Source organism: Pseudomonas sp. NFACC56-3 (assembly GCF_900100025.1).
Lineage (GTDB): Bacteria > Pseudomonadota > Gammaproteobacteria > Pseudomonadales > Pseudomonadaceae > Aquipseudomonas > Aquipseudomonas fluorescens_AA.
Genome location: NZ_FMTK01000005.1, coordinates 197,855 through 211,044, shown reverse-complemented (window position 1 = coordinate 211,044; position 13,190 = coordinate 197,855). Strand labels below are relative to the sequence as shown.

General features: G+C 63.5%; 12 protein-coding genes. 6 read left to right on the top strand and 6 right to left on the bottom strand.

Annotation, left to right across the window (positions count from 1 at the left end; translation table 11 throughout):
* Positions 1 to 7: 7 nt before the first annotated feature.
* Positions 8 to 451 carry a type II secretion system protein N gene (locus BLO80_RS10165; protein ID WP_092327817.1) on the bottom strand — a complete coding sequence of 148 codons (444 nt, stop codon included), beginning with the start codon at positions 449 to 451 and terminating at the stop codon, positions 8 to 10.
* Between the two features lie 117 nt (positions 452 to 568).
* Here BLO80_RS10165 and gspH point away from each other — a divergent pair, with 117 nt between their 5' ends.
* Both gspH and BLO80_RS10155 read left to right on the top strand, forming a co-directional pair.
* Positions 569 to 1,021, top strand: a complete 453-nt coding sequence (gene gspH / locus BLO80_RS10160; RefSeq protein WP_092327816.1) for a type II secretion system minor pseudopilin GspH — start codon at positions 569 to 571, stop codon at positions 1,019 to 1,021.
* Complete coding sequence (locus BLO80_RS10155) at positions 1,018 to 1,629, top strand: PulJ/GspJ family protein (RefSeq protein ID WP_092327814.1); 612 nt, start codon at positions 1,018 to 1,020, stop codon at positions 1,627 to 1,629. Before gspH ends, BLO80_RS10155 begins: the two co-directional genes overlap by 4 nt.
* 155 nt (positions 1,630 to 1,784) lie before the next feature.
* Here the strand turns inward: BLO80_RS10155 and BLO80_RS10150 are convergent, their stop codons facing one another.
* The 3 genes from BLO80_RS10150 to BLO80_RS10140 are packed head-to-tail and all read right to left on the bottom strand — an operon-like array spanning position 1,785 to position 3,938.
* Positions 1,785 to 2,726 (bottom strand): FecR family protein, encoded by a 942-nt coding sequence (locus tag BLO80_RS10150; RefSeq protein ID WP_092327935.1) that lies wholly within the window; start codon positions 2,724 to 2,726, stop codon positions 1,785 to 1,787.
* A 37-nt stretch (positions 2,727 to 2,763) separates the two neighbouring features.
* The gene (locus tag BLO80_RS10145) at positions 2,764 to 3,309 is read right to left on the bottom strand and encodes a sigma-70 family RNA polymerase sigma factor (protein WP_092327813.1); all 546 of its coding nucleotides are present in this window, start codon (positions 3,307 to 3,309) and stop codon (positions 2,764 to 2,766) included.
* Positions 3,306 to 3,938: a secretin and TonB N-terminal domain-containing protein gene (locus tag BLO80_RS10140; protein ID WP_092327811.1), complete on the bottom strand. Its 633-nt coding sequence runs from the start codon at positions 3,936 to 3,938 to the stop codon at positions 3,306 to 3,308. The genes BLO80_RS10145 and BLO80_RS10140 overlap by 4 nt, the downstream gene beginning before the upstream one ends.
* A gap of 205 nt (positions 3,939 to 4,143) precedes the next feature.
* Between BLO80_RS10140 and BLO80_RS10135 the strand changes: the two genes are divergently transcribed.
* Positions 4,144 to 4,470: a hypothetical protein gene (locus BLO80_RS10135; RefSeq protein ID WP_092327810.1), complete on the top strand. Its 327-nt coding sequence runs from the start codon at positions 4,144 to 4,146 to the stop codon at positions 4,468 to 4,470.
* A gap of 154 nt (positions 4,471 to 4,624) precedes the next feature.
* On the opposite strand, the gene BLO80_RS10130 is transcribed toward BLO80_RS10135, so the two are convergent.
* Positions 4,625 to 5,065 (bottom strand): carboxymuconolactone decarboxylase family protein, encoded by a 441-nt coding sequence (locus tag BLO80_RS10130; protein WP_072404481.1) that lies wholly within the window; start codon positions 5,063 to 5,065, stop codon positions 4,625 to 4,627.
* A gap of 195 nt (positions 5,066 to 5,260) precedes the next feature.
* Here BLO80_RS10130 and BLO80_RS10125 point away from each other — a divergent pair, with 195 nt between their 5' ends.
* The 3 genes from BLO80_RS10125 (at position 5,261) to BLO80_RS10115 (ending at position 7,807) form a co-directional block, all read left to right on the top strand.
* On the top strand, positions 5,261 to 6,694 hold the full coding sequence (locus tag BLO80_RS10125; protein WP_092327808.1) for a MocR-like pyridoxine biosynthesis transcription factor PdxR: 1,434 nt from the start codon (positions 5,261 to 5,263) through the stop codon (positions 6,692 to 6,694).
* Between the two features lie 120 nt (positions 6,695 to 6,814).
* A complete protein-coding gene (locus tag BLO80_RS10120; protein ID WP_092327806.1) occupies positions 6,815 to 7,108 on the top strand; it encodes a putative quinol monooxygenase in 294 nt (97 codons plus the stop codon).
* A 294-nt stretch (positions 7,109 to 7,402) separates the two neighbouring features.
* Positions 7,403 to 7,807 (top strand): cupin domain-containing protein, encoded by a 405-nt coding sequence (locus BLO80_RS10115; RefSeq protein ID WP_092327805.1) that lies wholly within the window; start codon positions 7,403 to 7,405, stop codon positions 7,805 to 7,807.
* Between the two features lie 184 nt (positions 7,808 to 7,991).
* Here BLO80_RS10115 and BLO80_RS10110 read toward each other — a convergent pair whose 3' ends face one another.
* Positions 7,992 to 12,860: an NAD-glutamate dehydrogenase gene (locus BLO80_RS10110; protein ID WP_092327803.1), complete on the bottom strand. Its 4,869-nt coding sequence runs from the start codon at positions 12,858 to 12,860 to the stop codon at positions 7,992 to 7,994.
* Positions 12,861 to 13,190: the final 330 nt, after the last annotated feature.

Here is a 13,190-nt window from a genome sequence, read left to right as displayed (position 1 = left end):
CAGAGGTTCAGCGCTGATTTTCGGGGCGTGTCAGGGACGGCAAACTCACCGAATCCGGCAACCGGGCCAGGACCAGTCGGGTCTGTTCGTTGCCACGTTCGATGACCACCGCCTGCGCCTCGATCGCCACCAACCGTACCCCCTGGGCCACGCGTTCACCCACCAGGAAACTGCGCGGCGGCCCGTCGTTGAGGCTGAGGATCGCCACGGCGGCATGGGTGCCGGCCATCACGCCGCTGACCTTGATGTCCACCGGTGCCGGCTGGTTGGAGAACCATTGCAACGCCGGGTTATCGGAACGCTCGGCCATGCGCTGCGGGGCGACGTCCGGCGTGCGCGACTCGGCCGACGTGAGCAGCAGCGAAGACCAGGTCGCCACCCCGGCCAATGCTGCCAACAAGCCCACGACCTGGACGATTTGCGCCGGGGACACACGCTCGATGAACGCCATGGCCTGAATCTCCTTTTTTTGATTCCAGCTTGCAGCGTACGCGTCAATTCTCTCCGTTTTATTTCACATCCTTATCATCTTCACCGTGCAGGATGACGCTCACGCAAAGGAGCGCACATGAACCTCGGCAAGCAACGCGGTTTTACCCTGATCGAATTGATGGTGGTGCTGGTGATCATCGGCATCGCCAGTGCCGCCGTGAGCCTGAGCATCAAGCCGGACCCGTTGAAGTTGCTGCGCCAGGATGGCGAACGGCTGGTGCAACTGTTGCAACTGGCCCAGACCGAAGCACGCACCGACGGGCGGCCGATTACCTGGCGCTGGGATGCCAAGGGCTTTGGCTTCAGTCGCCGCGCGGACCGGGGCACCGAGGTCGATCGCTTCGAGGACGACCCGCAGCTGCGTCGACGTCGCTGGCAGAGTCCGTCGATGGAGGTGCGGGTGGAACCCAGGCAGCGGGTCGTGTTGAATGCCGAATGGATCGGCGAACCCTTGCAGATCCGCTTGTCGGACGGCCAGAACAGTCTCACGGTGCAACGCAGCGCCGCCGGGCGGGTGCAACTCCAATGAGCGCCCGGGAGAAAGGCTTCACTTTGCTGGAGGTGATGGTGGCGATCCTGCTGATGGCAGTGGTCAGCCTGATCGCCTGGCGCGGGCTGGACAGCGTGACCCGTGCCGACAGCCATTTGCAGGCCAGTACCGAGCAGACCGAAGCGCTGCTGCGGGTATTGAACCAACTGGAGCGCGACGTGGCCCTGCGCGCCAGCATCGAGCTGAGTGAACCGGTCAAACCCGGCGTCGACGACCAGCCCTCGACCGCACCGCCCGCCCTCACCGTGCGCAGCACCGAAGGTCGGGGCTTTCGCCTGGATGTGATCCGCGTGGCGGCGGCCCAGGAAGGCGAGCTGCAACGGGTGCGCTGGTGGCTCAAGGGCGACACGCTTTACCGCGCCCAAGGCCAGGCCCGCAACCGCTACCCCCTGCCCGCACCCGGCCCGGGCGTGGCCGTGATCAGTGACGTCAGCGACGCCGGCCTGCGCTACTGGGACACGGAAAAAGGCTGGCGCAAACTCAGCGGCAACCGCCAGGAAAACCCGACAGGCATCGAAGTCAGCCTGACTCGCCAGACACCTCAGGGGGCCGAAACCTATCGACAGGTGCTGGGGCCGCTGGATTAGCTCGCGATAGCGGTTGGATCTGTCAAGGATGATGTCGAATGTACCGGCCCCATCGCGAGCAAGCTCGCTCCCACAGGGTTACCGGGTGAGCTCAAGATTTGGGCCCTTGTGGGAGCGAGCTTGCTCGCGATGGGGCCCGCCAGGCAACGCCGGCCTCAGCTCAGCACCACCACTCCACCCGGCAATTCGGTGCACTTGGCGCCGTAGGCATCGCGGATCAACAGCGCCACGCCCGCCAACTGGTCGAGGCGAAACCGTGCCTGGACCTTGCGCTGGCCCAGTTCGCGGTTGAGCAGCAGCAACATGCCGGGACGGTAGCGGTTGATTTCATCGATGACGCTGGCCAGGGTCGCGTCGTTGAACACCAAGACCTGCTCACGCCAGGCAATGGCGGCCGACACATCGGCACGCTTGGGCGCGCCCACCCGATGGGGCTCGTAAGTCAGTTGCATGCCCGGTTCCAGGCTAAACCGCTGGCCTTGCACCTCGACCTGCACCACGCCCTCCAGGCAGGTCGCACAAACGCTCTGGTCGGTGTAGCGGATATTGAAGCGTGCCCGGGCGGCGCTGATCCAGCCGGCGCCGGCCTGGACGCTGACCACCTGGGCACTGCGCCCCTGCACTTCAATTTCGCCACTGAGCAATTCCAACCCTTGTCCGCCATCGGCCAGCGCGCGGCGGCTAAGACGGGTCTGGGTGTTGAGCTCCAGGCTGACGCCCTCGACCCATTCCACTCGGCGCTGTTCGCCGACGTCGGTGATGTAGTCGGCCCCCAGCCCGAAAACACCGCCGGGCACCGTGGCGCGGATCAGCAGGAAAGCCGCCGATGCCGCGATGGCGCCACCCAACAACGCCCGACGGCCGAAATGCCGAGGCGCCTGCAACGCTGCGGCGGCGGGTTGCAGCCCATGCCACAGCGCCTTGGCTTGTTCAAAGGCCTGCGCATGTTCAGGACTTTGCCCGCACCACAGGCGCAAGGCCCGGGCATCGGCCACGGTGGCGCGCCCCGAGGTCAGCAGGATCAGCCAATCTCGGGCCTCGCTGGCCAATCGGGCCTGGGGCGTGGCATCAGGGGAAGCGATGCTGAAGATGTTCAAGCGCACACACACTCATGAAAGGGTCGGGTCTCTACTCTCAAGACGGTTTTCCCGCGCCGGGACCGAACCGCTGAATGACTTTTCTTTCCAGGCGCAGGGCGCAATGCCCCAGCGCCGCCTTGATTTCCTTCTCCACCATGCGGGTGGAAATACCGAAGCGCTGGGAGATTTCCAGGTGCGGCGCTTCCTCCAGGCGGGCGGCGATGAAAATCCTGCGACGGCGCGCCGGCAATTCGTACAAGGCCTTGAGCAAGGTCTGCAACTCCTTCTGCCCACCGACCACCCGCGCCGGGTCCAGCGCCTCATCCGAGACTTGCAGCAATTCCTCGATTTCATCCCCTGTGAGCAAGCGCGCATCGGCCTGCCGACGGTCGGCGGCGATGTTCAGGGCCATGCGATACAAATAGGCACTGGGCTGGGCGATGTCCGGCGGGTCGACCATGCGATCGACCCGCAGGTAGGTTTCATGCAGCACATCGTTGGCCAGTTCCTCGGAGCCCAGGCGCCTGCGCAGGCGCACCCTGAAATCCTCATAGGAGGTGAGGAACAACTTCACCAACGGGCTGCGACCGGTGTCTTTCATCGCCCGGACACCCCTTCCCCTGTCATGCATTCCATGCTTTTTCCTGATGAGTCGGGTAACAAAAGCAGGGTCACCGGCTGGCGCAACGAACTGGGCGCCGGGCGGTCGATCCTGAGGTTCTGCAAACTGTTGACCAGGGCCTTGTCCCGCATCAGGTCGCCCGTGGAACTGACCAGGCGGCTGTGCTGAACCACGCCGTCCCGGCCGATCCACACTTGCAGCACCGCCCGAAAACTGCCCGGGCGGGTCAACGGTGAACGACATAAATTGCGCTGGATGACCGTCTGGATGGCTGCCGCGTAGTTGCTGTCACTCAGGCCCGGGGTGACACCGGCAGGCAGCGGCACCTCGCGGACCCGCACCGGCTGCAACGTGAACGCATCCGCCCGGGCATAATGCGCCGCCAGCCCGGTGCCGCTGAGCAACACCCGCAAGCCTTCGGAGGGGGGAAACCGTCCCTGCACACCCAGTGTCTGGCGCTGGCTCGACAACTGGTGGTCCACCAGCACCGCCATGCCCGTCGCGCGACTGAACTGCTCCAGCGCCGTGGTCAGTTCCTGGGGTTCGATGTCCAGGTCCACCAGGCCAACCGCCTGGATCGGCCCAGCCAGCAGACACAGCAACACCATCAGCCACCCCAAGGGCGTCCTGGTCAATCCACGTCCGCGTCCGCCCCCGGCTCTGCCCTGCTGCACGACTGACGTATCCGTTGAAAATCGTCATCCTGAGGGGTGTTTATGAATGTCGTATGACAACTGATACAAATCCTCCAGGCCGCACTAGACTGATGCCCTGACAACGCACCGTCCGCTGCGACGGGCCAGGAGGTCGGAGATGAAACAGTGGATGAACATGATGGCAGGCCTCGGGCTGGTCATGGCCTTGCCCGGGGCCCAGGGTGAAGAAGCCCCCGCCTGTATCGAGGTGACCGTGGGCGGTTACAAGACCCCCGACTACAACTGCCTGAGCCGGCAGATGGGCAACGCCCCCCAGGCCGCGAAGGCGGCGCAACGGGCCCAGGACGCCATGAACGTGCCGGTCAACGAACGCGCCCCGAACAGCATCGGCCTGGCCACCCCGGCGGCCACGGGGGTGCGCATGGGCAATACATTCGGCACGTCGGTCAAGCCCCAGCGGCCGCCGACGCCCGGCGACAATTGACCTTTGCCCTACATCAAACCGCGTTATCGTTCATCGCGAGCAAGCTCGCTCCCACATTGATCCGGGAGAAACACAAAACGCCTGTTCAGACCCATCCCATGTGGGAGCGAGCTTGCTCGCGATAGCGGCCTGCCAGGCGCTAAACGACTGAAACTCAGCCACCCGGACTCTGGCGAAAACTCACCGCCAGCCGGTTCCAGCTATTGATGGTGCTGATCGCCAGGGTCAGGTCCACCAGTTCCTCCTCGCTGAAGCAGGCCCGGGCCTGGGCATAGACGTCATCGGGCACCTGGCTTTCAGCCAACAGCGTCACCGCCTCGGTCCAGGCCAGGGCGGCGCGTTCGCGAGCCGTGAAGAAACCGCTGTCACGCCATACCGCCACCGCGTAGAGCCGCCGCTCGGTCTCGCCCTGGCGTCGCGCCTCCACCGAATGCATGTCGGTACAAAAGGCACAGCCATTGAGTTGCGAGGCGCGGATCTTGATCAGGTGCAGCAGCGCCGGTTCGATACTCAAGCGACTGGTCAGGGCTTCCAGGCCGATCATGGCTCGCATCGCCCCGGGGGATGCGGTGTAGTAATCCAGACGCGGGCTCATGGCGGGCTCCGTGGTATTCGAGGCCTTCACGGTAGGCCCTGGTGCCGGGCAATGACAGGTCCAATTCGGCGAAAAAACCGGGGACAAGTCCAATGGACGGGATTTTCCCCACGCAACTTCTATGCAGTCGCACAATGCGGGTAATCTTGCGCCTTTGACGCTGGCCGCCGAACAATCGCCCAGGAGCTTGCGGGTATGGAACTTCATGTCGTCATCAACGGCCGCAAGGACCTGTCGGGCCAGCTGTATCAACAATTGCGCAACGCCATCGAGAGTGGCCGCCTGGCCGCCGGCACCCAACTGCCGCCCAGTCGTCTGCTGGCCGAGCAACTGGGTGTCTCGCGCAAGACCGTCTCCGACACCTACGCCCAACTGACCTACGAGAACTTCCTCACCGGCATCATCGGCAAGGGCACCTACGTCAATGCGCGGCCGGCCAAAGTGGTACGCAAGCAAAGCCACCGCGAACTGGCCGGTGCCGAGGTCGTCGAGGCCTGGCGCACCATGCCGGACCTGATGCGCCACCCCACTCTCGAAGGTGCGTTGCGTTACGACTTTATCGGCGGCGCCACCGGCAAGGGCCAGTTTCCGCTGGACGACTGGCGGCGCTGCACCGCCCACGCGCTACGCCAGATCGCCAGTGCCAAGGGTTTCTACAGCCAGCCCGAAGGCCTGCCGTCGCTGCGCAGTGCCATTGCCCGGCACATCGCGTTTTCCCGCGGGGTCAATTGCCAGGACGAAGACGTCGTGGTGTGCAACGGCGCGCAACAGGCCCTGGACCTGATCTCGCGGGTGTTGACCCGTCCCGGCAGCCTGGTGGCCATGGAAGATCCGGGTTATCCGCCGGCGCGCTTGCTGTTCGGCTCCCAGGGCGCCACGGTGGCCGGGGTGCCAGTGGACGAGCAAGGCATGCGGGTAGACCTGATCCCCGACGGCACGCGGTTGATTTATGTGACGCCCTCCCACCAGTTCCCCCTGGGCATGCCCATGAGCCAGGCCCGCCGCGAGGCCTTGCTGGCCCGAGCCTATGAGCTGGGGGCGATCATCATCGAAGACGACTACGACAGCGAATTCCGCTACGAAGGCCGGCCCGCCGATTCATTGCAGAGCCTGGATGAGCGCGGGATCGTCGCGTACGTCGGCACCTTCTCCAAGACCCTGCTGCCGGAGCTGCGGCTCGGCTACGCGATCCTGCCGCCGGCGATCCTTGAGGCGGTGATCCTGGCCAAGCGTCTCACCGACCAGCACACCTCCACCCTGCCCCAATGGGCACTGGCCAAATTCATCGCCGAGGGCTGCCTGCTCAAGCACATCCGCCGCTGCCACACCCTGTACGCCGGGCGTCGCGAGCGGATCCTGGCGCGCATGGCCGGGGACTTGTCGCCCTGGTTCGAGGCCGTGCCCACCACCGCGGGCTTTCATATGGCCGTGTTGTGCAAGGTCCCGGTGGACCTGGCGCTGGTGATCGAGCTGGCGAAAAAAGCCGAGGTCGGGCTCTACAGCCTCAGTGGTTTTTTCAATGATGTGCCCGTGCGGCCGGGCCTGTTTTTCGGTTTCGGCGCTATCGAAACCCTGGACATCGACATCGCCCTCGACCGTTTGCGCGACATTCTGCAGCAGGTGGCCTGAGATTGGACTGGGCATTTATCCGCCCATTGGCTGTTTGAGCCTCGCGCCGCCAGGCCTATCCTGCACGGGTGTCATTATTCGTGAACACCTCTGTCCGACTTGATTCAGGAGTCTGAAACGATGTCTCGCCAAGTGATCAATACCGTACAGGTGCAAGCCGCCGCCGGTCGCTCGGAAGAACTGGGCCGGCAATTGCAGCAAATCGTCGAGACCCTGCGCGCCCAGCCAGGCTGCGATGCCTACCTGGTCGACCGTTGCCCGGACGATGGCGACCGCTGGAACGTCAGCGCCCGCTGGCACTCGGAGGCGGCCATGCAAGCCCACTTCAACTGTCCGGAGGTGCAAGGCTTCATCAGCCTGATCGACAACCGCCTGGCTCGAAGCGTGGATTTCAATAGTTTTCCGGTTGTCTGAGCGCTCTTACCCTGTGGCGAGGGAGCTTGCTCCCGCTCGGCTGCGCAGCAGTCGTAAACCGGCTGATGCGGTCTGCCTGAACAGTGGCGGCGTTCCGGTTGGGGCGGCTTCGCCACCCAGCGGGAGCAAGCTCCCTCGCCACGGGGGTGCGGGCCATCCTGATGGAAATTCGCCGCCCACCCATTGGTCTACCCACCTTCCGAAAGATTGGACGTTTGTTTGCCCCACCCTGGGGCTTAGGGTGAACCCATCGCCGCTCCAGCGCGAAATCACTCGAAAAAAGGTCCATGCCCCATGAAAACCCTCTATCTGATCGCCGCCCTCAGCCTGCTGCCCATTACCCATACCTACGCCCACGAAGCAACGCCTTCGGAGAAGGTCACGGTGTTGCAGGAGCAACTGCTGAAAAACGTTCCAGGCAAAAAAGCCATGATGCTGACCGTCAACTATGCCCCCGGCCAAGCGTCCATTGCCCACAAACACGAAGGCACGGCCATGGCCTATGTGCTGGAAGGCGCCATCACCTCCCAGGTCAAGGGCGAGCCGGCGAAGACCTACAAGGCCGGGGAGTTCTGGTATGAAGCGGCGGGTTCCGAGCACCTGGTGTCGAAAAACGCCAGTACGAGCCAACCGGCGAAATTGCTGGTGTTCATGGTGATGGGAGAGGATGAAGCGGTATTGATACCGTTGAAGAACTGACAGTCGCACTACAAGCCATCCTGTGGGAGCGAGCTTGCTCGCGATGGCGGTGTATCAGTCAAGTTCAATGTCGCTGACCCACCGCTATCGCGAGCAAGCCCGCTCCCACAGGGGGCACAGTGAATCCTGAAAGCAAAAAAAGCCCCGCATCTCTCAATGCGGGGCTTTTTCATTCAACGCCGGATCAGTTGGCCGTCACGACCGCCTGACCACTCAACGCCAGGTCCAGCAGTTCGCGGTTGGCAACCGCGTACATGGCGTAGTCGGTACCGCTGGCGGCACGAATGTCCACCAGCATCGCACGCCAGCGCTCGACCATACTGTGATGCTGCTCCAGCCATAGCGCCAGGCGGGTTTCCACGTCCTGGGAACCGTCGCCCTCCTGCAGGACCGAGATGGTGATCGCCCGTTGCTGCCAGTCGATGTCGTCGCGGAACGCTTCACGGGCCAGTGCCTGCCAGTTGTTTTCCACCGGCAGTGCGCTGATCTGTTGCAGGTACCAGGTGATGTCCAGGGCGCTGCCCACAGCGAAGTAAGCCTTGGCCACATCGGCGGCGTTCTGGCCGGTGACGTCGGACGCCTCGATGATCGGCAGCAAGGTGTACAGGTGCGTGGTGCCAGCAACCATGCGCGCCAGCAACTCCGGCACGCCAGCGGCCACATAGGCCTGGTAACGGGTCTGCCAGCCTTCACGGGTCGGGCCTTCCAGCAGTTCGTCGAGCTTGAGGCCCAACGCGGCCAGGTGCGGACCGAAGTGAGCGACGTCACGGGCCGCGTTCTGCTCGTTGCGACGGCTGCGCAGGAACCAGCGCGTGGCACGACGCCCCAGGCGCATCAGCTCGTCCATCAGCTCCAGTTGCACATCGGCCGACACCTGGTGGTCCAGGGCTTCGATCTGCCGGAACCAGTGCGGGAGGTGGAAGATATCGCGCACGATCACATAGGCACCGGCCACGTTCGCCGGGCTCATGCCCGTCGACTCCTTGAGCCGTTGAACGAAGGTGATCCCCATGTGGTTGACCAGGTCGTTGGCGATCTGGGTGCTGACGATCTCGCGTTTGAGGCGATGGCGACGCATGGCCTCGGAGAACTTGCTGACCAGCGTCGGCGGGAACGCGGTTTCCATGTCACGGGTCAGGTAATCGTCGTCCGGTACCAAGGAGTTGAGCAGCGCTTCCTTGAGGTCGATCTTGCTGTAGGAGATCAGCACCGACAGTTCGGCACGGGTCAGGCCATGGCCCGCCGCGACACGTTCGGCCAGTTGCTCTTCCGTCGGCAGGAACTCGATGGCGCGGTCCAGCTTGCCCCGGGCTTCCAGATCGTTCATCAGGCGCTTGTATTCGGCGATCCGCACGAAGGCGCGGCGTGCCGCCAGGGACAGGGCCTGGGTCTGCTTGTAGTTGTTGCCCAACACCAGGCCACCGACTTCGTCGGTCATGCTCGCCAGCAACTGGTTGCGTTGCTTGTCGGTCATGTCGCCGGCCTGCACCACTTCGTTGAGCAGGATCTTGATGTTCACTTCATGGTCGGAGCAGTCCACGCCGCCCGCGTTGTCGATGAAGTCGGTGTTGGTGGCGCCGCCATGCAGGCCGAACTCGACGCGACCCAGTTGGGTCATGCCCAGGTTACCGCCCTCGCCCACGACCTTGCAGCGCAGTTCGTTGCCGTTCACGCGCAGCGCATCGTTGGCCTTGTCGCCGACATCGGCGTGGCTTTCGGTGCTGGCCTTGACGTAGGTGCCGATACCGCCGTTCCACAACAGGTCCACCGGCGCCTTGAGCAAGGCGTTGAGCAACTCGGTCGGGGTCAGTTTGTCGGCCTTGATGTCGAAGCGTTCTTTCATCTGCGGCGAGATGGCGATGCTCTTCGCGCTGCGCGAGAAGATACCGCCGCCTTCGGACATGATGCTGGTGTCGTAGTCGGTCCAGGCCGAACGCGGCAGATCGAACAGGCGCTTGCGCTCGGCAAAGCTGCTGGCGGGCTCCGGGTTCGGGTCGATGAAGATGTGCAGATGGTTGAAGGCCGCGACCAGTTGCAGCTTGTCGGACATCAACAGGCCGTTGCCGAACACGTCGCCGGCCATGTCGCCGACGCCCACCACGGTGATGCTGTCTTCCTGGACATTGATGCCGCGCTCGCGGAAGTGGCGCTGCACGCCGACCCACGCGCCCTTGGCGGTGATGCCCATTTTCTTGTGGTCGTAGCCGGCCGAACCGCCGGAGGCGAACGCATCGCCCAGCCAGAAGCCGTAGTCGATGGCAATGCCGTTGGCGATGTCGGAGAAGGTCGCAGTGCCCTTGTCCGCGGCGACCACCAGGTACGGGTCATCGTCGTCATGACGCACGACGTTGGTCGGCGGTACCAGCGCGCCGTCCTTGAGGTTGTCGGTGATGTCCAACAGGCCCGAGATGAAGATGCGGTAGCAGGCGATGCCCTCGGCCGCGATCTCGTCCCGGCTGCCGCCCAGCGGCAGGCGACGGGGCAGGAAACCACCCTTGGCGCCCACCGGCACGATCACCGAGTTCTTCACTTGCTGGGCTTTCACCAGGCCCAGCACTTCGGTGCGGTAGTCTTCTTCACGGTCGGACCAGCGCAGGCCACCGCGGGCGACGTTGCCGAAGCGCAGGTGCACGCCTTCGACCCGTGGCGAGTAGACGAAGATCTCGAACTTCGGTACGGGCTTGGGCAGTTCCGGGATCAGGTGCGGGTTGAACTTGAAGCTGAAGTAGGACTTGTTCTGGCCGTTGGCGTCGGTCTGGTAGAAGTTGGTCCGCAGGGTGGCCTTGATCAGGTCCAGGTAGCGACGCAGGATGCGGTCTTCGTTGAGCACCTGGACGTCGTCCAGGGCCGAGAGGATCGCCTGCTCCAGGCGCTGCTGCTTGTCTTCCAGGTCATCGCCGCTGAGCTTGCGCGCCAGGTAGAAGCGGGTCTTGAACAACCGGGTCAGTTCGCGAGCGATGTCGGTGTGGTTGTTCAGGGTGCTGGCGATGTAACCCAGGTCGAAGCCCAGGCGGATCTGCTTCAGGTAACGGGCGTAGGCACGCAGCAGCGCCACGTCGCGCCATGGCAGGCCGGCGGTCAGCACCAGGCGGTTGAACGCATCGTTCTCGGCATCGCCACGCACGATATGGACGAAGGCATCCTGCAAGGTGTCGTTGAGTTGCTGGATGTCCAGGTCCAGGCCTTCGGCGGCGGTGAACGCGAAATCGTGAATCCAGAACTCGCGGCCGTTGGTGTGGCGCAGGCGGTACGGGAATTCACCCAGCACGCGCAGGCCGAGGTTTTCCAGGATCGGCAGCACGTCGGACAGCGCCAGCGGCGTGTCGGCGTGATACAGCTTGCAATGCAGCTCGCGCTGGCCGGAGACCTGGCCCAGCGGCTGGTAGAAGCTCATGACCAGCGGGTTCTTTTCGTTCAGGTTCAGCAGGTGCTGCATGTCGACCACGGCCGAGTGCGCGGCAAAGCGCTCGCGGTAGCCGGCCGGGAAGCCTTTCGGGAAATCCGACAGCACGTTGGTGCCCTGGGCTTCGCCGAAGCTTTCGATGACCAGGCTGGCGTAGTCGTCCTTCCAGCTGCGGCAGGCCTGGACCACTTCCTTTTCCAGCAAGACCGGATCGATGTCGAGACGGTTTTTCGGGTCCACCCGCAGGATCAACTGCACACGGGCCAGCACGGATTCGGAGAAGAAGGTCCAGAACTCGCAGTCCGAGGCCTTCAGGCGATCCATCAGCACTTGCTGGATCTTCTGGCGCACTTCGGTGGAATAGATGTCACGTGGCACGTAGGCCAGGCAGTAGCAGAAACGGCCATACGGGTCTTTGCGCAGGAACACACGGATCTTGTTGCGTTCCTGGATCTGCACGATGGACATGACGGTGCTGAACAACTCGTCCACCGGGGTCTGGAACAGATCGTCACGGGGCAGCACTTCGACCACCTGGGCCAGTTCCTTGCCCAGGTGCGCCTTGGGCTGGAAGCCCGAGCGGCGCTCGATTTCCGCGACCTTGCGACGGATGTACGGGATGACCCGCACGCTCTCGCCATACACCGAAGAGGTGTACAGGCCCATGAAACGGCATTCCTTGATGACCTTGCCGCTGGCGTCGATTTCACGGATCGACACGTAGTCCGGGTAGGCCGGACGGTGTACGCGGCTCGGGTGCGCGGCCTTGGCGAACGACAACAGCGTCGGCTCGCGCAGGTAGGCGACGGCGTAGTCTTCGATGCGCAGGTCTTCGGCGGTCAGGCCGGCGCGCAGCAATTTGGTCAGGCCGAGGAACGAGTCGGGGTCGTACTCGATGTGACCGCCGTCGGCCTCATCGCGCACCACGAACTCTTCGTAGCCCAGGAAGGTGAAGTGGTTACCCACCAGCCATTCCAGGAAGCTCTTGATCTCGCTCTTTTCATCAGCGTCGATGGCGTAGGCGCTGCTGTCCAGGCTGTCGAGGATTTCCTGGACCTTGGCTTTCATCGGTTCGAAATCAGCCACGGCCACGCGCACTTCGCCCAGCACTTGCTCAAGTTCCTTGCTCAGGACGTTGAGTTCGGCGGCGTTGGCGCAGCGGTCGATTTCCAGGTACATCAACGATTCTTGCAGGATGTCGTCGCCCTGGGTGCCTTTTGGCAGGATTTCCAGCAACTCGCCCTTGCTGCCGCGACGCACGCTCAGCACAGTGGTTTGCAGGGTGTGGATGCTGTAGCCGCGACGGTTCAGCTCGGTGCGGACCGAGTCCACCAGGAACGGCAGGTCGTGGTGCAGCACTTCCACGGCCGTGTGGGTCGACTGCCAGCCGTGGCGTTCGTAATCGGGGTTGTAGACACGCACCTGCGGTTGCGTGTGATCGAAGCGCTCAAGCAGGCGCCAGGCAGACAGGGTGCAGCCGGCGAGGTCGGACAACCGGCGTTGGGTAAGTTCATCGAGGGAAATGATGCCGAAGAATTGTTCAGCGAACAGCGCCACTTGTGGCAGTGCCTGTTCACTGATGTGCTGCGCCAGTGCCGCTTGCAGTTGGTGCTGGAAGTCGGCTTTGCTGGCTGCGGTGAAGAACGCCATCTGTGGTACTCCGCTTGGGCTTGTTATTGATGAAAGCGTCGCGTGCAACCCCTTGCGGGGCTGTCGGCCACCCCGTTCCTGATTCTCGGGCAGAGGAAACAGGATGACAGGTGGGTGAAGCTGGACAGGACCCGCGGGTCACATCCTTTTCCATGTAATTTCATGTCATGGACACCTGCAAAAAACACCCTGGGGTGGCCTTGGCAGGTGCACATCCGTTGCGCAGCTTAACGAGTGCGACAACCTGCCTGCTTGCAGCGCTGCGACATATTCGGTCATCGGCTAGCGGTACGCCTCGAACAACCCTAGCAGCCTGCGGGACAAACGACA

Excerpts from the sequence above, each read along its gene's own strand:
- BLO80_RS10165 (WP_092327817.1), bottom strand. The coding sequence starts at position 451 with ATGGCGTTCATCGAGCGTGTGTCCCCGGCGCAAATCGTCCAGGTCGTG.
- gspH (WP_092327816.1), top strand. The coding sequence starts at position 569 with ATGAACCTCGGCAAGCAACGCGGTTTTACCCTGATCGAATTGATGGTG.
- BLO80_RS10155 (WP_092327814.1), top strand. The coding sequence starts at position 1,018 with ATGAGCGCCCGGGAGAAAGGCTTCACTTTGCTGGAGGTGATGGTGGCG.
- BLO80_RS10145 (WP_092327813.1), bottom strand. The coding sequence starts at position 3,309 with ATGAAAGACACCGGTCGCAGCCCGTTGGTGAAGTTGTTCCTCACCTCC.
- BLO80_RS10140 (WP_092327811.1), bottom strand. The coding sequence starts at position 3,938 with ATGGTGTTGCTGTGTCTGCTGGCTGGGCCGATCCAGGCGGTTGGCCTG.
- BLO80_RS10135 (WP_092327810.1), top strand. The coding sequence starts at position 4,144 with ATGAAACAGTGGATGAACATGATGGCAGGCCTCGGGCTGGTCATGGCC.
- BLO80_RS10130 (WP_072404481.1), bottom strand. The coding sequence starts at position 5,065 with ATGAGCCCGCGTCTGGATTACTACACCGCATCCCCCGGGGCGATGCGA.
- BLO80_RS10125 (WP_092327808.1), top strand. The coding sequence starts at position 5,261 with ATGGAACTTCATGTCGTCATCAACGGCCGCAAGGACCTGTCGGGCCAG.
- BLO80_RS10120 (WP_092327806.1), top strand. The coding sequence starts at position 6,815 with ATGTCTCGCCAAGTGATCAATACCGTACAGGTGCAAGCCGCCGCCGGT.
- BLO80_RS10115 (WP_092327805.1), top strand. The coding sequence starts at position 7,403 with ATGAAAACCCTCTATCTGATCGCCGCCCTCAGCCTGCTGCCCATTACC.
- BLO80_RS10110 (WP_092327803.1), bottom strand. The coding sequence starts at position 12,860 with ATGGCGTTCTTCACCGCAGCCAGCAAAGCCGACTTCCAGCACCAACTG.